Raw genomic sequence first — 18,614 nt, 5'->3', positions numbered from 1 at the left:
GATCAGGACAGCGAATCGGTGAACATATGTTCGCATTGGATCTTGCTAATGCGCAGCGTAAGTCGATATCATGTTCGCATGTCGCTCGCCGGGATCATCGCCGCGGAGCAGCGGCGGGTCGACCGGCTCGCCGCTCGTGATGCCGCGCGTGAACGTGACGCGGCGCGACGCGGAGGGGCGACGGTCCGGCCGCTCCGTCCCTCCCCGGTCCGGGTCGATCCCGTGCACGTGCTCGACAGCGAGCCGATCGATCCCTTCTGGCGCACCTGGCCCGAGGAGGACCCGACACCGCCCGAGGAGTCGTCCCCGTCGATCCCGGTCGACCCGTGGCCCCTGCTGCCCGAATCGGTGCGCATCCTGGAGGTCGACGGAGCGCGGCTCGCCCTGGTGACCGAGCGGATCTGGATGGGCGGGACACCCGCGCTGCCGGAGCTCATGGTGCAGCGGCTGCACGCGCGCCTCCGGACGGAACCGGGCGATCACCACCTCGACCTGCGCGGCTGTGAGCAGGAGACGCGCGCGTGGGCCCTCGCGGCCGCAGCCGCCGCCGGGCTCGAGCCGACGACCTGGCGGCTCACCGTGGAGGCGGTCGAGCGGTGGGCGGTCGACGACGCCGCTGCGGCGCACCTGCCGTGTGCGCCGAACGCCAAGCCGGACCCGGACCCGCTCTTCGAGGCGCTGGCCGTCGTCGCCGAGCAGCAGCGGTGGCACAACCGGAGCGAGATGCGTCGCATCGTCGCTGCGGTCGCCGCGTGGCGCATCGCGCAGGCCAGGGAGGGGGCCGGAGCGGCGAACACGCCCTATCTGAACGGCTTCTTCCAGGACCTCGGGCTGCAGCTCGGGACGGTGTGGACCACGGCGCGGAACACGGTCCACCTGGCGGACCGCGTCGAGCGGTCCCTGCCGGCGGTGTGGCAGCGGTTCCTCGCAGCGGAGGTCCCCTGGTCCTCGATGCGTGCGGTCCACGCGGCCATGGAGGGCATGGACGAAATCGTCCTCCCCGCGTACGACGACGGCGCGTGCACGATCCTCGCGGAGGTGCCCGCGCCGCAGGTCCGCGATGCACTCCGGCGGCTCGCGGAGCGCCTCCAGGCGTCGAGCGCGGACGACCGGCGAGCGCGAGCGATGCGCAGGCGTTCGGTGATCGTCGAGGCCGGCAAGGACGGCATGGGCTGGCTCCACGCGTACCTGCCGATGGAGGCGCTGCTCACGATCGATCGCCAGCTCACGAAGGCGGCGGTGCTCGAGCACGGCCGATCGGGCGGTGCCGTCGGCATCGGCGCCCTCCGGGCGGACCTCCTGCAGGACGGCCTGATCGAGGCGCTCGCGAACGACGCCTCGCGGGAGGACGCACTCATCCCCGAGCGCCGCGGTGTGCAGGCGAAGGTCGTCGTGCTCCTGCCGGCCATGACGGCCCTCGGCCGGTCTCGGCAGCCCGCGGTCCTGCAGGGCTACGGCCCGATCGGCATCCGGACCGCGCTCGGCCTCGCCGGGACGGCGAAGAACTGGATCCGGGTGCTGACCGACCCCTTCACCGGCGTCCCCGTGAGTCTCGGCCGCGAACGGTACCGGCCGACCGCCGACATGCGGACCCTGCTCAGGGTCCTCGACGGCGGCGGCAGGGGCCCGGGTCGACCGTGCGCGCCGGAGCAGGCCGAGGTCGACCACAACCGCTCGTTCTGGAAGAACGGCGAAGGCGGCGCCACGGCGATCGACAACCTCATGCTTTTGTCGCACTTCGACCACGGGCTCAAGACCGCGGGCGAGATCGACGTCGTCCAGCTCGCGGACCGCACCGCCATCGTCACCACGAGCGCGGGCAACCGCTACGTCACCCGGCCGCTCGACCCGCTCGGACCGACACCCGTGCCGCCGGACCTCCTGGATCCCGACGACTGCCCCTTCTGATCCCGGACCGGCTGATCCCGGACCGGCCCCGTCGGTGCGCGTGCGCTCGTTCTTCGGGGATCAGGGCTGCTGCAGGACGCGGACCACGTTGCCGGAGGGGTCGCGGAACGCCGCGTCGCGCGGGCCCCACGGCTGGTCGGCGGGCTCCGAGACCACCTCCGCACCGGCCGCGACCGCACGGTCGAAGAGCGCCTCGAGGTCGTCCGTCGCGAACACCCACGGGCCGAACGTGCCCTTCACGACGAGCTCCTCGAGCGCTTCGCCGTCGGCGGGGGATCGGCCGGCGTGCGGGTCCGAGAGCACGATCTGCGCGCCTCCCGCGTCGCCGAGGGTGATCCAGCGGTGGCCGCCGGAGGAGACGTCCTGCGCGACCGGCAGGCCGAGCGCGTCCCGGTAGAACGCGAGTGCGGCCTCCGGGTCCGAGACGGGGATGGGGGAGTACTGGAGCGAGATCCGCATGCCGGGCAGGCTAGGACGCCGGGGTACCGGCCGCTTCTCCGATCCTGCTCGTCCGCCGGGGACGCGTGAGCACGCGAGCGGCGCAGTCGGGCATCTGCGCCTCGGCGGGATGCTCCGCCGCCCGGTAGGCGGAGGGCGTCGTGCCCACGATGTCGGTGAACCGGCTGGAGAAGGAGCCGAGCGAGGACGCGCCGACCGCCATGCACGCCTCCGTGACGCTCGCGCCGGCGCGCAGCATCGCGCACGCCCGCTCGATCCGCCGCGTCATCAGGTACTGGTACGGGGTCTCCCCGTAGACCGAGTGGAAGCGCCTGCTGAAGTGCGCGGCCGACAGATGCACCGCGGCGGCGATGGCCGGCACGTCCAGCGGTTCCGCGAAGCGACGGTCGATCAGGTCCCGGGCGCGCCGGAGGAGCACGAGCTCCGCACGACGCTCCGGGATCATGCGCGGGAACCTATCAGCGGGCCGGGACGCCGAGCGGGGCCTGTGCGGAGAGCGTCGCGCTGCGGATCGCGGTCGTGAGCGCCTCCACCGCCGACCGCGGGGCCGCGGGGTTCGAGAGCAGCCGGAAGTCGACGGCGCCGAGCGTCGGCAGCCCGAGCCGCACCTCGACCTTCTGGAGGTCGGAGGGGATCAGCGAATGCGCGAGCACCGCGATCCCGAGGCCCGCCCGCGTCGCGGCGAGCATCGCGTTGATGTCCCGCGCGATGCAGGCGATCCGCCAGCGGCGGCCCGACGCCTCGAGCGCGTCGATGGCCATCCGACGGGTGAAGCTCGGCGCGCGATGCACGACGAGCGGCACCTGCTCCTCCTTCACGAACGGCTCCGCGTCCTCCGCGGCCCACACGAACTGGTCCCGGAGCACGAGGGTGCCCTCGCCCGCTTCGACGGACGGCTGCTTGACGAACACGAGATCGAGATGGCCGGCCGCGAGCCGCCGCGTGAGCACGCCGCTCTGGTCGACGGTGAGCTCCAGGTCGACCTGCGGGTTGAGCCGGCGGAACTGCCGGAGGATCCGGGGCAGCTGCGTGATCGCGAGGTCGTCGGCCGTGCCGAACCGCAGCCGGCCCCGGGTGGGGGAGGAGCGGAAGTACGACTCCGCGTCGGCGTGGGCGCCGAGGATCCGGTGGGCGAACCCCGCCAGCGCCTCGCCCGCCTCCGTCAGTCGCACCCCGCGCGTCTCGCGCGTGAAGAGCGCGCGCCCCACCTCGTCCTCCAGTCGACGCATCTGCTGACTCACGGTCGGCTGGCTGATGCCGAGCTGCTGTGCGGCAACGGTGAAGCTGCTGCCGCCCGCGACGGCGAGGAACGTGCGGAGGAGAACCGGGTCGTACATCGCCCTACCCATTCGAGAAGTGAATGACGGATATCGAACTCCATTCCCAAGTGGAATGCCAGTGATTCCGTAGCGTGGGAACGGCATGTCCCACGCGCTCCTCCTCCCCGCCCGGATCCGACCCGCTCTCAGCGGCTTCGCCCCGCTCTCCGTCCCCAACTACCGGCGGTTCGCCGGCTCGAACGTGCTCGCGATGAGCGCGACCTGGATGCAGCGCATCGCGCAGGACTGGCTCGTGCTGCAGCTCACGCACAGCGTCGCCGCGGTGGGCATCACCACGTTGATGCAGTTCACGCCGTCGATCCTGTTCGGCCTCCACGGGGGCGTGCTGGTCGACCGCTTCGCGCGCCGTCGCCTGCTCATGGTCACGCAGTCCCTGGTCGGGCTCGTCAGCCTCTTCCTCGCGTCGGTGGCGCTCACGGGCACGGCGACCGTGTGGATGGTGTGGGGCGCGGCCTTCGCGATCGGCTGCGTCACCGTCGTGGACAACCCGGGGCGTCAGGTGTTCGTGAACGAGCTCGTCGGCAGGGAGCACCTGAAGAACGCGCTGAACCTCAACGCGGCCGTGTTCCAGCTCGGCGCCTTCGTCGGCCCCGCCGTGGCGGGCGGCCTGATCGGCGCGGTCGGCGGCGGGTGGGCCTTCCTGATCAACGCGCTGGCCTGCGGCGTCACCGTGTTCATGCTCACCCGGCTCGACGCCTCGAAGCTGCAGCCCGTGCCGACGCCGCAGCGCCGGCCGAACGCGCTGCGGGAGGGCGTCGCCTTCGTGCTGCGCACCCCCGCGATCCGCTACTCGATCCTGATGCTCGCGTTCCTCAGCGTCTTCACGCTCACGATGCCGGTGCTGCTCGCCGCGTTCGCGACCCAGGTGTTCCACCTCGGGGCGTCGGGCTACGGTCTGTTCAACTCGCTCGTCGCCGTCGGGGCCGTGGCCGGCGCTCTCGCGTCGACGCGCCTCACGCACCTCCGGCTCCGCATCGTCATCCTGTGCGGCACAGCGTGGGCGGCCGTGCTCGCGATCGCCGCGATCATGCCGACCGTGCAGACGTTCGGCGTCGCGCTCGTCGTGTCCGGCATCGGCAGCCAGTACTTCTTCCAGTCCGGCAACCCGCTCGTGCAGCTGTCGACGGTGCCGGAGGTGCGGGGGCGCGTGATCTCGGTGTGGGTGCTCGTGGTGCTCGGCGGCCAGGGGATCGGCGGTCCGATCATGGGCGGGATCGTCGATGTGCTCGGCGCTCGCGGCGGCATGCTGATCGCCGGCGGCGTGCCGGCCGTCGCCGGGATCGTGCTCTCGATCCTGCTGGCGCGCCGCGGCTCCCTCCGGCTCGAGATGAAGCCGCGACTGCCGGTCGTGCGGATCGTGACCCGCTAGCCGGGCAGGACATTCCCACCTGCGCCTCGGCCGGCGTGCACCCGGGCCTCCTACCGTCGCTGGCTGACATCGCAAGGAGGAACCCATGGCGGAGCAGGATCTGGGCGGGCGCAAGGTGCTCGCGGTCGTGACGAACTACGGCGTCGAGCAGGACGAGCTGGTGGTGCCGACCGAGCGCCTGCGCTCGAGCGGGGCGACGGTGGACATCGCCGCGCAGCAGCAGGAGGACGTCGTCACGCTGGTCGACGACAAGGACCCGGGGCGGACGGTGCAGCCGAGCACGACCATCGGCGCCGTCGACGCCGCGGACTACGACCTCCTGCTCCTGCCGGGCGGGGCGATCAACGCGGACAAGCTGCGCCTGGACGAGGACGCGGTCGCGCTGGCCAAGGCGTTCGTCGCGGCCGGGAAGCCCGTGGCGGCGATCTGTCACGCGCCCTGGACCCTGGTGGAGGCGGGGGCGGTGCGCGGCAAGCGGCTGACCTCGTTCTGGTCGCTGCGGACGGACCTCGTGAACGCCGGCGGCGAGTGGGCGGACGAGCCGGTCGTGGTGGACGACAGCGACGGGTGGACGCTCATCACGTCGCGGAACCCGGACGACCTCGACGACTTCGTCGGCGCGATCGACCGCGCGCTCACGGCCGTCGCCGCCTGAGGCGATCGGGTCGCGGCGGCGATCAGGCGGGGAGGATCTCGGCCTCCTTCTCGGGCATGCCGAGGTAGGCGAGCACCGCCGCCGCGTCCTGCAGGAGCGCGTGCTCGGTGCGCTTCGCGAGCGGGCCGAACGGGGAGATCCGCACGCGGCCTCCCGCGATCCGCCAGAGGCCCACCGGGCGACCGCCCGCGAACGCCCAGGACCGGAAGATGCCGCCCGCCACGACCTGCGGGTCGTGGACGCCGAGCACCGCCTCCCGGGACGCCCAGCCGTGCAGGATCGGGTCGAAGTTGCCGAGCAGCCGGGTGGGCAGCGGGGCCGGCTCCTCCCGCTCGGGCAGGTCGACCAGGCCGTCGCCGACCGCCACGGTGTCGATGGCCGCGAGCCCGGCCCGCGCGTCGCGCAGCGGCAGCTTCGCCCACACCGCGAGGTCCCGGTCGGAGGACGGCCCGTGGCCCTCGAGGTAGCGGCGGGCGAGCAGCGCGAGCGCCGCGCCGCGGTCCAGGGGCTCCGGCGCGGGTCCGAGCCAGTCCTCGGCGAGGACCATGCGGTGCTCGCCGTCCTGCACCGGCCCGCGGATCAGCCGATGCCGCAGTGTGGCCGCGAGCAGCACGTGGACCAGCGCCTGGCCGGCGGTCGGCACGCCCACCGCGTCGAGCGCGGCGCGCAGCTCGTCCCGGGTGCGCGGCGCCTCCGCGACGGCGGCCGCGACCGTCTCGACACCGAGCTCGGCCTGCTCCGGCGACACGCCCTCCTGCGCGAGGCGGCGGAGGGACTCGGTCCGCAGCCGCGGGGTGGTGAGGTCGTGCAGCCACCAGAAGTCCTGCGCGCCCACGAGGTGCAGGGTGCCCCGGTTCAGCCAGGACACCACGAGGGTGCGCGACCCGCTCAGCGCGGCGTCGACGTCCGCCGCGGTGACCCCTCGCGTCCTCGCCCGCACCGCCAGGCGGAACCCGCGCGGATCCTGCCCCTGCACCGCGAGCACCCGGCCCACCGCCTCCTCGGCGGACGCGGCCGGGCGCCCGCTGAGCAGCTGAGCGGTGCACCGGGCGCCCACCGGGTCGACGCGCATCGTCAGTCGAGCAGCAGCGCCCAGCCGTCGAGCACGCTGCCGTCGTGGTCCAGCCCGTACGCGGCGAGCCGGCGCACCCACGTCGCGAGCCCCTCCTGCGTCACCGCGACCTCGGAGGTCGTGCCGCGGACCGTCCAGTCGTCGAGCTCGCCCTCGGGCTCGTTCGCGGTGCCCGCGTAGCCGAGGTCGTCGCGGACCCCCTCGAGCAGCTCGGTCGCCGCGTCCTCGTTCGGGGCGGAGAACGCGAACTCGAACCGGGCGCCGCCCGCGACGCCGTTCTCGGCGACCGTGGACCAGTCGTCGCTGTTCATGGTCGCGAGCTCGTCGACGATCTCGGCGAGCTCCGCCGCGTCGACGTCCTCCGGCACCTCGGGAACCGTGTCCTCGATGTCTGTGGCCATGGCTCGATCCTGGCCTACGCCAACGACGCCGCCCAGTCCGCGGCGGTCAGCACCCGTGCCTGCTTCGGGAAGACCTTCTCGAGCAGCACGCGGTGCACCTCCGGGTCGTTGTCCGCGCACGCGTCGCCGAGCACGACGAGATCGAAGTCCAGGTCCGCGGCCTCGACGAACGTCGACAGCACCACGCCGCTCGTCGCGATGCCCGCGAGCACCAGCCGCTCGGCGCTGAGGCCCCGCAGCAGCACGGCGAGGTCGCTGCCCGCGAACGCGCTGACCCGGCGCTTCGTGACGACCGGCTCGCCCTCGTGCGGGGCGATCGCGTCCGCGATCTGCACGCCGGGAGCCGATTCGCCCCCGGTGCTCCGCCCCCTCATCGGCGCGAAGCGGGAGTTGGAGGCGGCGATCTCCGGCGCGCCCTCGCGGAACGCGACGCGGACGAACACCACCGGGACGCCTGCGGCGCGCGCGGCGTCGGCTGCAGCGGCCGCGTGCTCGAGCACGGCGGGGTCCGGATAGCGCTCCACGATGCTGCGCTGGAAGTCCATGAGGAGGAGGGCGGTGCGAGGCTCGGTCATGGATCGACAGTCTAGACTGTGTATTCGTGAGCGATCCCATCCCCGACGACGACGACCTCGCCGCGCGTGCGGCGAGCGAGGTCCGGGTGGCCGTCGGGCGCCTGCACCGGCGCCTCCGGCTCCTGAACGAGGGCGGCCTCAGCGCCTCCCAGACCTCCACGCTGGCGCGCATCGTCAAGGGCGAGGCGGACACCGCCGCGGCGCTCGCCGCGATGGACGGCGTGCGGCAGCAGTCCGTCGCGGCGACCGTCGCCGCGCTCGAACGCGACGGCCTGATCGTGCGGTCCGAGGAGCCGGCGGACGGCCGGCGGTCGATCCTCAGGGCGACACCGGAGGGGGAGGCGCTGTTCATCGGCAACCGCGCAGCCCGTCAGGAGTGGTTGTCGCGCACGCTCCGCGAGCGGCTCAGCGACGACGAGCTCGCCACGGTGCTCGACGCGGCGGCCCTCCTGCAGCGGCTGACGGAGCGATGACGGCGCACGCCGCGCCGCCCGTCGACCGCTTCGACCGGCGCCTGCTCGCGCCGATGATCCTCGGGTCGATCCTCAACCCGATCAACTCGTCGATCATCGCCGTCGCGCTCGTCCCGATCGCGGTCGCGTTCGGCGCACCCGCGGCCGAGACCGCGTGGCTCGTCTCCGCCCTGTACGTGGCGACGGCGATCGGGCAGCCGCTCGTGGGCCGGCTCGTCGACGTGTTCGGGCCGCGACGGCTCTTCCTCGCGGGCACGGTCCTCGCGGGCGTCGCCGGCCTCATCGGGGTGCTCGCCCCCTCCGTCGCCGTGCTCGTGGTCGCGAGGGTCGTGCTCGGCTTCGGCACCTGCTCCGGCTACCCGGCCTCGATGGTGCTGATCAGGAGGGAGGCGCAGCGGACCGGGCAGGAGAGCCCCGCCGGCGTCCTCACCGCGCTCGCGATCGCGACCCAGACCGTCGCGGTCGTCGGGCCGACCCTCGGCGGCGTGCTCGTGGATCTGGGCGGCTGGCGCGCGACGTTCGGCATCAACCTCGTGCTCGCCGGCGCGGGCGTGCTGCTCGGGATGCTCGTGCTGCCCAGGGACGAGGCGGTGCCGCACGCCGGGCAGCGCTTCCTCCGGCTCGACTGGGCCGGGGTCGCGCTCTTCGCCGCGATGCTGGTGTCGCTCCTTCTGTTCCTGATGGACCCGCGGCCGGCCGGCCTGTGGCTGCTCGGTCTCACGATCGTGGCCGCCGGCGGGTTCGCGCTCCGCGAGCTGCGCGCCGGGGACCCCTTCATCGATGTGCGGGTGCTTGCGGGTGATCGCGCCATCCTGGCGACGTTCGCGCGGTCCCTCCTCGCGGCGACGGTGTCGTACGCCTACCTCTACGGCTACTCGCAGTGGCTCGAGGACGGGCGCGGGCTCAGCCCCGCCGTGACGGGCCTCGTGCTGCTCCCGACGTTCGGCGTCGGCATCCTGATCTCCGTCACCACCGGCCGGATGCCGGAGGTGTGGGGCAAGCTGCTCGTCGGCGGCGTCGTGCAGGTCGTGGTGAGTGCGGCGCTCCTCATCGTCACCGGCGGCTCGCCGATCTGGCTGCTCGTCCTGATCGCGGCCGTGCTCGGCGTGCCGCAGGGGATGCTGAACCTCGCGAACCAGAACGCGCTCTACCACCAGGCGGACCCGAGCCGCGTGGGCGCCTCCGCCGGCCTGCTCCGCACCTTCATGTACCTCGGCGCGATCGTGTCGTCGTCGGCGTCCGCGGGCTTCTTCGGCAAGCGTGCCGACACCGCGGGCCTGCACGAGCTCGCGGTGTTCATGCTCGTGGCGTGCGGCGTCCTCGTCGTGCTGGTCCTCGCCGACCGCTCGCTGCGCCGCATCGGCCGCACGCCGCAGCCCTGAGCCTCCGGGGGCCCTCCGCGGCAGATCCGCCGGCGCGCGCAGGAGGATCAGCCGCGCGGGGCCCCCGGAGCGGATGGGCTGCTCGAGAACAGCGCGACGATGAGGGCGCCTGTCGAGCCGGCTCCGAGTGCGAGCAACGCGAGACCGATGCGTGGCCGCCAGAGCAGCCAGGTCAGGTCGACCGGGCGGGAGGAGGTGCCGCTGAGCGGCGCGTACGCGGTCCAGCCGTAGCTCGCGGCGCCCGCGGAAGACAGCACCAGGGCGGTCCCGACGCCGGCGCACAGGACCGCGGCGACGAGCAGGAGGACGAGGAGCGCGCGCGGTGGGCGCTGGTGCGCTTCGCTGCTCACGACAGCGCCTCGAGGAACTCGAGGCGGTTCCCGAAGGGGTCATCGACGTAGCACCGCTCGTGCCCGGGGAAGTCGGCGTCCCACCGCACCCGATGACCGGCGCCCGCCAGCCGCGCCGCGAGCTCGTGCAGGCCCTCGACGAGCAGACCCGGGTGCGCCTTCAGCGCCGGGGCGAACGGCTCCTCCACCCCGAGGTGCACCTCGACCCCGCCGCCGCGGAACCAGCACCCGCCACGCGCGGCGAGGACGGGCGGCTTCGCGAGCTCCGTCATGCCGAGCAGGTCGCGCCAGAACCTGCGCGCGGCGGATTCCTCGCCGCGCGGCATCGCCAGCTGCACGTGGTGGAGCGCGACGAACCGGCTCGGCGACGGATCCATGCCCGGACGGTACCCCCGGGAGTCGGGGCGCGCCTTTGCCGTCCTCCGCGAGCCGTGCGAGCGTGGCGGGATGCCGTCGGCGCAGGGGCTCAGCGAGCAGGACCGCCGCGTGCTCGCGCTCTGGGCCGCGGACTGCGCCGAACGCGTCCTCGCCGTGTTCGAGACCGCGGAGCCGGACGACGACCGGCCTGCCGATGCCATCCGCCGGGCCCGGGAGTTCGGGCGCGGCGAGCGCTCCGCGGCCGGCGAGATCCGGATCCGCTTCGTCGCCGGGCGCGCGGCGCGCGCGGGGCTGAGCGGACCCGCACGCGCCGCGGCCCGGGCTGCGGCGCAGGCCGCTGGGGTCGCGCACATGGGCGCGCACGCGCTCGGGGCCGCCGCGTACGCGGTGCGCGCGGTCGCCCTCCGGTCCCCGGGGACGACCGCGCAGGACGACGAGATCGCCTGGCAGCTGCAGCACCTCACGGCCGAGCAGCGCACCGCCCTCCGCCTCCTGCCGCCGCTCGGGCAGGACCGCGGCGGGCCGCTCGGGCCCGGTCTGCTCGCCTCCGGCGACCTCGGCGCGACGATCCGGCGGCTCCAGGCCGGGCTCGGTCCCGCGGCGTGACGGCCGGACCCAGGTGGAGGCGCGCGGCCGTCACGACCGCCGGGGCGCTCGTCCTTCTCCTCACGGGGTGCAGTGGAGGCGCGGGTGCGATCGCGCCGCCGCCCGCGCCGCCCTCGACCTGCGTCACGCCGGTGGCGTCGCGCGCGGGGTCCTGCGTCCCCGTGCACAACCCGCCCTCGCGGCTCTACGTGGAGCAGGCGATCCCCGATCTGCTCCCGACCCGCGGGTACGGCTCCATCGGGGACGTCCGGTGCACGGTGCGGATGCCGGATCCCGTCGCGCCCTCGGACCCGTCGGGCGTCTACCGCACCTCGCACTGGACCTGCGTCGGGCAGGAGCCGGAGGGGACGTACCTCCACGAGGACGTCGTCTGGAGCCCCTACGGCGGCCTGCTGCTCCTGAACGCGGTGCACCGGGACCGGTCTCCCGCCCTGACGACGCCGAAGCCGAACGACCCGGGCCTGCCGAACCCGCACGCCTCCGAGACCGCCGCCGGCTGATCCGAGCCCCCGCATCCGCGCCGCTGGGCGACGTGTGCGCTCCGGCGCCGCCGGGCAGGTGTCGCTCAGGAGGGCACGAGCGCGGGCGGGAATACGGGTGGACAGCACGAGTTATATGCGATTGCATAGATCTCGGGGCGAGCGCCCCGAGCAGAGGAGCGTGGTTCGGATGCAGTTCGGTGTGTTCTCGGTGAGCGACATCACCCGTGACCCGGTGACGGGGGAGACGCCCAGCGAGGCGGAGCGCATCAAGGCCGTGATGGCCATCGCCAAGAAGACGGAGGAGGTCGGGCTCGACGTCTTCGCGATCGGCGAGCACCACAACCCGCCGTTCTTCTCCTCGTCGCCCACGACGCTGCTCGCGGCGATCGCGGCGCAGACCGAGCGGCTCGTCGTCTCGACGTCGACCACGTTGATCACCACGAACGACCCGGTGAAGATCGCCGAGGACTACGCGATGCTGCAGCACGTCTCGGGCGGCCGCATGGACCTCATGCTCGGCCGCGGTAACACCGCGCCGGTCTACCCGTGGTTCGGGCAGGACATCAGGCAGGGCCTGCCGCTCGCGCTCGAGCACTACAACCTCCTGCACCGGCTCTGGCGTGAGGACGTCGTCGACTGGCAGGGGCGGTACCGCACCCCGCTGCAGGGCTTCACGTCGACGCCGCGTCCGCTCGACGACGTGCCGCCGTTCGTCTGGCACGGCTCGATCCGCACGCCCGAGATCGCCGAGCAGGCCGCGTACTACGGCGACGGCTTCTTCGCGAACAACATCTTCTGGCCGAAGGAGCACTACCAGCGCCTGATCGGCTTCTACCGTCAGCGCTACGCCCACCACGGGCACGGCACCCCCGAGCAGGCGATCGTCGGCCTCGGCGGCCAGGCGTTCATCGCGCGGACGTCGCAGGAGGCGAAGGCGGGGTTCCGGCCCTACTTCGACGAGGCGCCCGTGTACGGCAACGGGCCGCGGATGGAGGACTTCACGGAGCAGACGCCGCTCTCGGTCGGCAGCCCGCAGGAGGTCATCGACAAGACGCTGACCTTCCGTGAGTCGTTCGGCGACTACCAGCGCCAGCTGTTCCTGATGGACCACGCGGGGCTGCCGCTCGGCACGGTGCTCGACCAGCTCGAGCTGCTCGGCGGCGAGGTCGTGCCGGTGCTGCGCCGCGAGCTCGACGCCCTCCGCCCGGCCGGCGTCCCGGACGCGCCGACGCACGCCTCCCTCGTGAAGGCGAAGTACGGCGACGCGGAGCCCCGCCAGCCGCGCCCGAACGCGAACCGGGGCGACAACGTCACCGGCGGCTCGCCCTACCAGGACACGGCCGCCGCATGACGGCGACCCTGCAGGCGCCCGCGACCGAGCCGCGCGACGTCCGGCTCGCCAACGAGTCCTGGGAGGCGCTGCTCTCCGCGCAGGCGTCCGTCATGCGCGGGTTCGCCGCCGAGCGGATGTGGGACGAGGTCTCGCTCTCCGAGTACGACGTGCTCTACGCGCTGAAGAAGGCCGGGTGCGCGCTGCGGCAGAGCGAGCTGATGAAGCAGGTCCTGCTGAGCCAGCCCGCCCTGTCGCGCCTCGTCGAGCGGCTCGAGCAGCGCGGCCTCGTGGCGCGATCGACCGACCCGAACGATCGTCGAGGCGTGCTCGTCACCCTCACCGACGCGGGCGCCGGCGCCCAGCAGCGCACGGGCGCCCGCCACGCGCGCAGCGTCGAGGCCAGGATGCGCGCGCTCACCCCCGACCAGCAGCGGCAGCTGCGCGACCTCTGCGCGCTGCTCACCCAGCCATGAAGGAGACCCCTATGAAGCTCGTCGTCGTGTCAGGCGGCACCAGCGACCCGTCGTCCACCCGGATGCTCGCCGACCGGATCACCGCGCGCGTCCTCGCCAGAGCGGCCGATGAGGGGGTGGACGCCGACACCACCGTGATCGAGCTCCGCCCGCTCGCGGCCGAGCTCGCCTCCGCGCAGGTCACCGGCTTCGCGTCGCCCGCGCTCGCCGCCGTCATCGCGGATCTCGCGGACGCGGACGCGCTGGTCGTCGCGACGCCCGTCTACAAGGCCGGGATCAGCGGTCTCGTGAAGTCCTTCTTCGACGTGGTCGACCAGGACCTGCTGATCGCGGTGCCGACGGTCCTCGCGGCCACCGCGGGCACCTCCCGGCACGCCCTCGTCGCGGACGAGCAGCTCCGGTCGCTCTTCGCCTACCTCCGGACGCTGACGACGCCGACGAGCGTCTTCGCGGCGAGCGAGGACTGGGGCACGACCGCGCTCACCGAGCGCATCGACAGGGCCGCGCACGAGCTCGTCGTGCTGGTCGCGGCGGACGTGAAGCGGGCGATGCGCGACGCGGGCACGCACTACAACCGCGTGTTCGGGGGCGCCGCGGAGGGGGCCGACGAGATCGACCTCGACACCGACCTGATGCGGCTCGCCACCGGAGGCTGATCCGAGGGGGCCGCCCCTCGGTTTCCGGGGCATGTCTGCGAAGAACCATTTCCGCTCGCCGGAATCGGGGTGATACTGGCCCGGAGCGCACCACCGGACGAGGGCGGGGAGCATGGCGATCGAGGCGCCGGCACGAGAGGTCGCCGAGCCGGCGCACGTCGCCGCGGGGCGCTATCGGCTGGGTCGCGAGATCGGGCACGGAGGCAAGGCCCGGGTGTTCCTCGCCCGCGATCTGCTGCTGCGCCGCGAGGTGGCGGTCAAGGTCTTCCGGGCGCGCGCAGGCGAACCGGAGGAGCTGCGCCTGCAGGACGCCGAGGCGAAGCTCGTGGCCTCCTTGAACCATTCCGCGCTCACGACCCTCTACGACGCGGGCGTGGACCTCGGGGACCCCGAACGCCCGCAGATCTACCTGGTGATGGAGCACGTGCGCGGCGGTGATCTCCGCGACCGGCTGCGGCGCGGGGCGCTGGGGCCGCAGGAGGTCGCCTCCCTCGGCTTCGACATCGGCAGCGGCTTGCAGTACCTGCACGAGTCCGGCTTCGTGCACCGCGACATCAAGCCCGCGAACATCCTGCTCGGGGAGCATCGGGAGGGCGAGCGGCTGCGCGGCAAGCTCGCGGACTTCGGCATCTCGTCGCTGATCGGGCGGGGCGAGTCCGGCGAGTCGATCACCGGCACGGCTGCCTACCTCAGCCCGGAGCAGGCCGAGGGGCACGAGGCGGGTCCCGACTCCGACGTCTACTCCTTCGGGCTCGTGCTGCTCGAGGCCCTCACCGGCAGGACCGAGTTCCCCGGCGACGTCGCGACCTCGGCGCTCGCCCGGCTCGAGCGCGACCCCGTCATCCCGGCATCCGTCCCGCCCGAGCTCGCCGCGATCCTGGCCGGGATGACGAAGCGCGACCGCGCCGAACGGCTCTCGCTGACGGCGGCGATCGGCGCGTTCCAGGACGTCGTCGTCGACGACATCGTCCGACGCCGCGAGGTGCCCGACGCGGAGCGGGTGCGTCTCGCAGCAGTGCGGCGCTACGACGTGCTCGACACGGCGCCGGAGGAGGCCTTCGACGACGTCACGGACCTCGTGCGGCGCACCCTCCACCTCCCCGTCGTCGTGGTCGCGGTGGTCGACGAGGACCGCGCCTGGTTCAAGTCGCGCCAGGGCGTGCCGCTGCCGGAGCTGCCGCGCTCGCTGACGGCGGAGATCGCCAGGACGCACGGCCCGGGCACCTGGAACCTCCCCGACGTGCTCGCCGAGCCGAGTCTCGCGGAGCACCCGTTCATCGCCGGCGATCCGCACGTGCGGTCGGCGCTCGCCGCACCGCTCATGACGCACGACGGGCACGCCATCGGTCGCCTGCTCGCCTGCGACGTCGCTCCCCGCGAGTTCACGACGGACGAGGTCGCGATCCTCGAGGCGTTCGCGCGGATCGTGATGCGCGAGCTCGAGCTCCGCCTCGCGAGCAGGAGGGCGCTCTTCGCCTCCTGATCGCTGTCAGACTCGGGGACGATGCGCAGCAGCACGCCCCGTCCCGGCGACCCGTGGCCGCACGACATGGTCATCGAGGTGGAGGACTCGCCGCACGCGCTCCTCGACCTGCTGTGGCTGCGGGAGGCGTGCGACCTCCGGCCCGGCGGGGTGGACCTGCCGCCGCTGCTCGTCCACCCGCCCGACCGGCGCGTGCCGATCGACCCGGAGCGCGCCCGGCGCTGGCGGGCGGCCTGGCCGATCGTCTGGGACGAGGTGCTCGAGCACGCCGGGCGTCCGCGGCAGGCCGACCGGCTCACCGACGTCGCCGCGCTGCCGCCAGGTTCCGACGAGCGCGCGGCCATGATCCGCGCGTTCATCGGACCGACCTGGCGGGAGCGCTTCGGCGACGACGTGTTCGACGACGACGGCTACCGCGAGTGGGTCGCGGCCGATGCGGACCGCCAGGTCGCGCGGCAGCTCGAGTACGAGCGGTCGCCGGAGCGGGTCGCGCTGCCCGCGCTCGTGCCGGCCTGGGAGGCGGGGCTCGCGAAGGTGATCACCATCCCCTGCCACGGCGCCTTCACCCGCGTCGTCGGGCCGCAGGCGCTTCTCGTGACGGCGGGGACGCGCGCCGACCCGGAGGCGTATGGGGCGGCGCTCAGCCGCTTCGTCGAGGACGTCCCGCGACGCTGACGAGCTCGTGCGCGAGCGCCGCCGTCGCGCTCACCGGCCGACCAGGGCGGAGGAGCGGACCGCTCCGTACCGCGCAGCAGGGGCGCGGGTCGACCACGCCCAGTAGCGGTCGCCGTGGCTCCAGTGCCACCACTCGGTCGGGTAGTTCACGAACCCGGCGCCCGTCATGGCCGCGATCAGCAGGTCGCGCTCCTCCCGCGCCTCCGCCCCGACGGCCGCGTCCGTGAAGCACCGCGCTGCTCGTCCTCGTCCGCGAACGGGTAGGCGCGCGCCACCTCGGCCGCGTACCGGTGCCAGATCGCGAGCTGGTCCTCCTCGCGGCGGTACCCCGCCACGACGCGGAGGCGCCGGCCGGGCGGCAGGAGCAGCTGCGCGACGGCGAGCCGCGCGGCGACCCCTCTGCGGACGAGCGGACGGGGGAGATCCCGGTCCGCGGTGTCCGCGGGCACGGGCACCAGGGGTTCGCCCGCGTCGGCGACGGGCACGGCGGTGATCTCGGGATCGGCGAGGAGGACGGTCACGGCATGAGCCTCCCGGCGGCGCACCCGGGGGCGCATCGGTCTGCGGGCGGAGCACGGTCATCCGGCAGGTGGAGGATCGTGTGCGGACGCAGTCGGAACGGAAGGGGCAGGCATGGCACGCATCGCGGTGCTCGGGGGCACGGGATACACGGGCGGTTCGATCGTGAGGGAGGCGGCCTCTCGCGGCCACCACGTCACGTCGTACAGCCGGAACGCGCCCGCCGAACCCGTGCCCGGGGTGCACTACGTGCAGGCGTCGTTCCTCGAGGAGGGCGCCGTCGCCGCGGCCGTCGCCGGCCAGGACGTGGTCGTCGAAGCGCTCGCGCCCCGCGGCGAGCTCGCCGGGCAGCTCGAGGGCATCGTGGGCGACCTCGCGAAGCTCGCGCCCGAGCAGGGCGCCCGCCTCGTCGTCATCGGCGGCTGGAGCGGCCTCCGGCCCGCCGAGGGGGCGCCGCGGTTCGTCGAGGGCGACGTCCCCGCCGCGTTCCGCGCCGAGGCGGAGGAGATGGTGCGAGCCCTCGAGGCGCTCGAGCAGGCGGCGCCGGAGGGGCTGGACTGGCTGTTCGTCAGCCCCGCGCAGACCTACGGCTCGTACGCGCAGGGCGAGGCCACCGGGCGCTACCGCATCGGCGGCCCGGTCGCCCAGCAGGACGCGGACGGCGGCTCCGCGATCTCCGGGGCCGACTTCGCGCTCGCGGTCGTGGACGAGATCGAGCGGCACGAGCACCGCGGCCACATCGGCGTCATCTCCTGATGACCGAGCGCATCGAGCCCGGGGCGCGTCCCGTCGCGCTCGTCACCGGAGGCTCCCGCGGCATCGGTCGCGCCATCGCGGAGGAGCTCGGCCGCACGCATCACGTGCTCGTGGGCGGGCGGACCGCGGAGGCGGTCGCACCGGTCGTCGCGGCGCTGGCGTCGGCGGAGCCGTTCGTCGCGGACCTCGCGACCGGACCGGTGCCGGCGCTGCCCGAGCGGCTCGACGTGCTCGTGCACTCCGCGGGCGTGGACTCGAGCGGACGCGTCGCGGACGTGGACCGCGGCGAGTGGGAGCGGGTGCTCGGGGTGAACGTCGTCGCGGTCGCCGACCTGACCAGGGCCGCGCTTCCCGCCCTCCGCGCCGCGCAGGGCATCGTCGTCGCGATCAACAGCGGGGCGGGGCTGAGGGCGGCGCCGGGCGGCTCGGTGTACGCGGCGTCGAAGTTCGCGCTCCGGGCCCTGACCGACGCGCTGCGGGAGGAGGAGCGGGGCAACGGCGTGCGCGTCGCCTCCGTGCACCCCGGCCGCACGGACTCGGACATGCAGCGGGCGAAGGTTGCAGGCGAGGGCGACGACTACGACCCGCGCTACTACCTCGACCCGGCCTCGGTGGCCGCGGTGGTGCGCACCGTCGTCGACCTGCCGCCGGGCGGCACGGTCGAATCGGTGTCGGTCCGCCCGACGCGCATCCGCTGACTCAGGCGCCTGCGGGCCGGATCATCGTGCGGTGGGGGATGTCGTCCTCGAGGAACCGCTCGCCTGTTGGGGTGAACCCGAACCGGGCGTACCAGTCGACGAGGTGCTCCTGGGCGTCGAGGACGATCGGCAGCTCCGGTGCGAGGGCGACGCAGCGCTCGACCGCGGTCCGCATGATCGCGGAGGCGACTCCGCGGCTCCTGGCCGCCCGCGCGGTCGCGACGCGGCCGATCCGCATCGTGTCCGGGTCGCGCAGCACCCGCGCGGTCGACAGCACGCGCCCCTCCTCCTCCGCCCACAGCAGCTCCGTGCCGGGCTCGGCGTCGCGGCCGTCGAGGTCGGGGTACGCGGCGCGCTGCTCGACGACGAACACCGCGACGCGGAGCTCGAGCACGCGGTAGAGCACGAGCGGATCCATCGTCGCGACGGGGGAGCGGAGGAGCACGATCGGCACCGCCCGACGCTACCGACCCCTTCGTGGGTGAGGAGTTTGTATGGCCCCCCCCCCCAAAAAACAGAAACAACAAAAATTGGGGGGGCGCCCGGTCACAGACTGTGAGGGGGAGGGGGG

Annotated in this window: 25 protein-coding genes; 14 read left to right on the top strand and 11 right to left on the bottom strand. The window is 73.8% G+C overall.

Annotation, left to right across the window (positions count from 1 at the left end; translation table 11 throughout):
- The first annotated feature begins 78 nt into the window (after nt 1-78).
- On the top strand, nt 79-1,908 hold the full coding sequence (locus ACTHLI_RS04670; protein WP_440181846.1) for a DUF222 domain-containing protein: 1,830 nt from the start codon (nt 79-81) through the stop codon (nt 1,906-1,908).
- 60 nt (nt 1,909-1,968) lie between these two features.
- On the opposite strand, the gene ACTHLI_RS04665 is transcribed toward ACTHLI_RS04670, so the two are convergent.
- The 3 genes from ACTHLI_RS04665 to ACTHLI_RS04655 are packed head-to-tail and all read right to left on the bottom strand — an operon-like array spanning nt 1,969 to nt 3,704.
- Complete coding sequence (locus tag ACTHLI_RS04665; RefSeq protein WP_440181844.1) at nt 1,969-2,367, bottom strand: VOC family protein; 399 nt, start codon at nt 2,365-2,367, stop codon at nt 1,969-1,971.
- 10 nt (nt 2,368-2,377) lie between these two features.
- Complete coding sequence (locus tag ACTHLI_RS04660; RefSeq protein WP_440181842.1) at nt 2,378-2,812, bottom strand: helix-turn-helix transcriptional regulator; 435 nt, start codon at nt 2,810-2,812, stop codon at nt 2,378-2,380.
- Nucleotides 2,813-2,825: 13 nt separating this feature from the next.
- The gene (locus ACTHLI_RS04655; protein ID WP_440181874.1) at nt 2,826-3,704 is read right to left on the bottom strand and encodes a LysR substrate-binding domain-containing protein; all 879 of its coding nucleotides are present in this window, start codon (nt 3,702-3,704) and stop codon (nt 2,826-2,828) included.
- 85 nt (nt 3,705-3,789) lie between these two features.
- Here ACTHLI_RS04655 and ACTHLI_RS04650 point away from each other — a divergent pair, with 85 nt between their 5' ends.
- Both ACTHLI_RS04650 and ACTHLI_RS04645 read left to right on the top strand, forming a co-directional pair.
- Complete coding sequence (locus tag ACTHLI_RS04650) at nt 3,790-5,076, top strand: MFS transporter (protein WP_440181841.1); 1,287 nt, start codon at nt 3,790-3,792, stop codon at nt 5,074-5,076.
- Nucleotides 5,077-5,161: 85 nt separating this feature from the next.
- Nucleotides 5,162-5,731, top strand: a complete 570-nt coding sequence (locus ACTHLI_RS04645; RefSeq protein ID WP_440181840.1) for a type 1 glutamine amidotransferase domain-containing protein — start codon at nt 5,162-5,164, stop codon at nt 5,729-5,731.
- A gap of 22 nt (nt 5,732-5,753) precedes the next feature.
- On the opposite strand, the gene ACTHLI_RS04640 is transcribed toward ACTHLI_RS04645, so the two are convergent.
- The 3 genes from ACTHLI_RS04640 to ACTHLI_RS04630 are packed head-to-tail and all read right to left on the bottom strand — an operon-like array spanning nt 5,754 to nt 7,779.
- Nucleotides 5,754-6,803, bottom strand: a complete 1,050-nt coding sequence (locus ACTHLI_RS04640) for a winged helix DNA-binding domain-containing protein (protein ID WP_440181839.1) — start codon at nt 6,801-6,803, stop codon at nt 5,754-5,756.
- Between the two features lie 2 nt (nt 6,804-6,805).
- Nucleotides 6,806-7,204: a hypothetical protein gene (locus ACTHLI_RS04635; protein ID WP_440181838.1), complete on the bottom strand. Its 399-nt coding sequence runs from the start codon at nt 7,202-7,204 to the stop codon at nt 6,806-6,808.
- A 14-nt stretch (nt 7,205-7,218) separates the two neighbouring features.
- On the bottom strand, nt 7,219-7,779 hold the full coding sequence (locus ACTHLI_RS04630; protein WP_440181837.1) for a cysteine hydrolase family protein: 561 nt from the start codon (nt 7,777-7,779) through the stop codon (nt 7,219-7,221).
- Between the two features lie 26 nt (nt 7,780-7,805).
- On the opposite strand from ACTHLI_RS04630, the gene ACTHLI_RS04625 reads away from it, so the two are divergent.
- Together ACTHLI_RS04625 and ACTHLI_RS04620 are read left to right on the top strand one after the other, a co-directional pair.
- Nucleotides 7,806-8,252 carry a MarR family winged helix-turn-helix transcriptional regulator gene (locus tag ACTHLI_RS04625; RefSeq protein WP_440181836.1) on the top strand — a complete coding sequence of 149 codons (447 nt, stop codon included), beginning with the start codon at nt 7,806-7,808 and terminating at the stop codon, nt 8,250-8,252.
- Nucleotides 8,249-9,634: an MFS transporter gene (locus tag ACTHLI_RS04620; RefSeq protein WP_440181833.1), complete on the top strand. Its 1,386-nt coding sequence runs from the start codon at nt 8,249-8,251 to the stop codon at nt 9,632-9,634. Before ACTHLI_RS04625 ends, ACTHLI_RS04620 begins: the two co-directional genes overlap by 4 nt.
- A 47-nt stretch (nt 9,635-9,681) precedes the next feature.
- On the opposite strand, the gene ACTHLI_RS04615 is transcribed toward ACTHLI_RS04620, so the two are convergent.
- The gene (locus tag ACTHLI_RS04615; RefSeq protein WP_440181831.1) at nt 9,682-9,984 is read right to left on the bottom strand and encodes a hypothetical protein; all 303 of its coding nucleotides are present in this window, start codon (nt 9,982-9,984) and stop codon (nt 9,682-9,684) included.
- The gene (locus ACTHLI_RS04610; protein WP_440181829.1) at nt 9,981-10,361 is read right to left on the bottom strand and encodes a VOC family protein; all 381 of its coding nucleotides are present in this window, start codon (nt 10,359-10,361) and stop codon (nt 9,981-9,983) included. The genes ACTHLI_RS04615 and ACTHLI_RS04610 overlap by 4 nt, the downstream gene beginning before the upstream one ends.
- 70 nt (nt 10,362-10,431) lie before the next feature.
- Between ACTHLI_RS04610 and ACTHLI_RS04605 the strand changes: the two genes are divergently transcribed.
- The 7 genes from ACTHLI_RS04605 (at nt 10,432) to ACTHLI_RS04575 (ending at nt 16,070) form a co-directional block, all read left to right on the top strand.
- Nucleotides 10,432-10,968, top strand: coding sequence for a putative immunity protein (locus ACTHLI_RS04605; RefSeq protein WP_440181827.1), 537 nt, complete (start codon nt 10,432-10,434; stop codon nt 10,966-10,968).
- Between the two features lie 131 nt (nt 10,969-11,099).
- Nucleotides 11,100-11,468 (top strand): hypothetical protein, encoded by a 369-nt coding sequence (locus ACTHLI_RS04600; RefSeq protein ID WP_440181826.1) that lies wholly within the window; start codon nt 11,100-11,102, stop codon nt 11,466-11,468.
- Between the two features lie 169 nt (nt 11,469-11,637).
- Nucleotides 11,638-12,801 (top strand): LLM class flavin-dependent oxidoreductase, encoded by a 1,164-nt coding sequence (locus tag ACTHLI_RS04595; protein ID WP_440181824.1) that lies wholly within the window; start codon nt 11,638-11,640, stop codon nt 12,799-12,801.
- A complete protein-coding gene (locus ACTHLI_RS04590) occupies nt 12,798-13,256 on the top strand; it encodes a MarR family winged helix-turn-helix transcriptional regulator (RefSeq protein WP_440181822.1) in 459 nt (152 codons plus the stop codon). The genes ACTHLI_RS04595 and ACTHLI_RS04590 overlap by 4 nt, the downstream gene beginning before the upstream one ends.
- Nucleotides 13,257-13,267: 11 nt before the next feature.
- Entirely contained in the window at nt 13,268-13,912 is a 645-nt protein-coding gene (locus ACTHLI_RS04585; RefSeq protein WP_440181820.1) for a CE1759 family FMN reductase, read from the top strand.
- 112 nt (nt 13,913-14,024) lie between these two features.
- Entirely contained in the window at nt 14,025-15,395 is a 1,371-nt protein-coding gene (locus tag ACTHLI_RS04580; RefSeq protein WP_440181817.1) for a protein kinase domain-containing protein, read from the top strand.
- A gap of 21 nt (nt 15,396-15,416) precedes the next feature.
- Nucleotides 15,417-16,070: a hypothetical protein gene (locus tag ACTHLI_RS04575; RefSeq protein ID WP_440181815.1), complete on the top strand. Its 654-nt coding sequence runs from the start codon at nt 15,417-15,419 to the stop codon at nt 16,068-16,070.
- Between the two features lie 30 nt (nt 16,071-16,100).
- On the opposite strand, the gene ACTHLI_RS04570 is transcribed toward ACTHLI_RS04575, so the two are convergent.
- The gene (locus ACTHLI_RS04570) at nt 16,101-16,247 is read right to left on the bottom strand and encodes a M15 family metallopeptidase (RefSeq protein ID WP_440181873.1); all 147 of its coding nucleotides are present in this window, start codon (nt 16,245-16,247) and stop codon (nt 16,101-16,103) included.
- Complete coding sequence (locus ACTHLI_RS04565) at nt 16,247-16,591, bottom strand: hypothetical protein (RefSeq protein WP_440181875.1); 345 nt, start codon at nt 16,589-16,591, stop codon at nt 16,247-16,249. The genes ACTHLI_RS04570 and ACTHLI_RS04565 overlap by 1 nt, the downstream gene beginning before the upstream one ends.
- 112 nt (nt 16,592-16,703) lie before the next feature.
- Between ACTHLI_RS04565 and ACTHLI_RS04560 the strand changes: the two genes are divergently transcribed.
- Nucleotides 16,704-17,345 carry an NAD(P)-dependent oxidoreductase gene (locus tag ACTHLI_RS04560; RefSeq protein WP_440181814.1) on the top strand — a complete coding sequence of 214 codons (642 nt, stop codon included), beginning with the start codon at nt 16,704-16,706 and terminating at the stop codon, nt 17,343-17,345.
- Complete coding sequence (locus tag ACTHLI_RS04555; RefSeq protein WP_440181811.1) at nt 17,345-18,043, top strand: SDR family oxidoreductase; 699 nt, start codon at nt 17,345-17,347, stop codon at nt 18,041-18,043. Before ACTHLI_RS04560 ends, ACTHLI_RS04555 begins: the two co-directional genes overlap by 1 nt.
- A gap of 1 nt (nt 18,044) precedes the next feature.
- Here ACTHLI_RS04555 and ACTHLI_RS04550 read toward each other — a convergent pair whose 3' ends face one another.
- Nucleotides 18,045-18,497 carry a GNAT family N-acetyltransferase gene (locus tag ACTHLI_RS04550; protein WP_440181810.1) on the bottom strand — a complete coding sequence of 151 codons (453 nt, stop codon included), beginning with the start codon at nt 18,495-18,497 and terminating at the stop codon, nt 18,045-18,047.
- Nucleotides 18,498-18,614: the final 117 nt, after the last annotated feature.

Origin of the sequence: Amnibacterium sp. (genome assembly GCF_051956055.1) — a bacterium.
In the GTDB taxonomy this organism is placed as follows: Bacteria; Actinomycetota; Actinomycetes; order Actinomycetales; family Microbacteriaceae; genus Amnibacterium.
The sequence above is the reverse complement of the archived record's forward strand: the minus strand, read 5'-3'. Positions and strand labels throughout refer to the sequence as shown.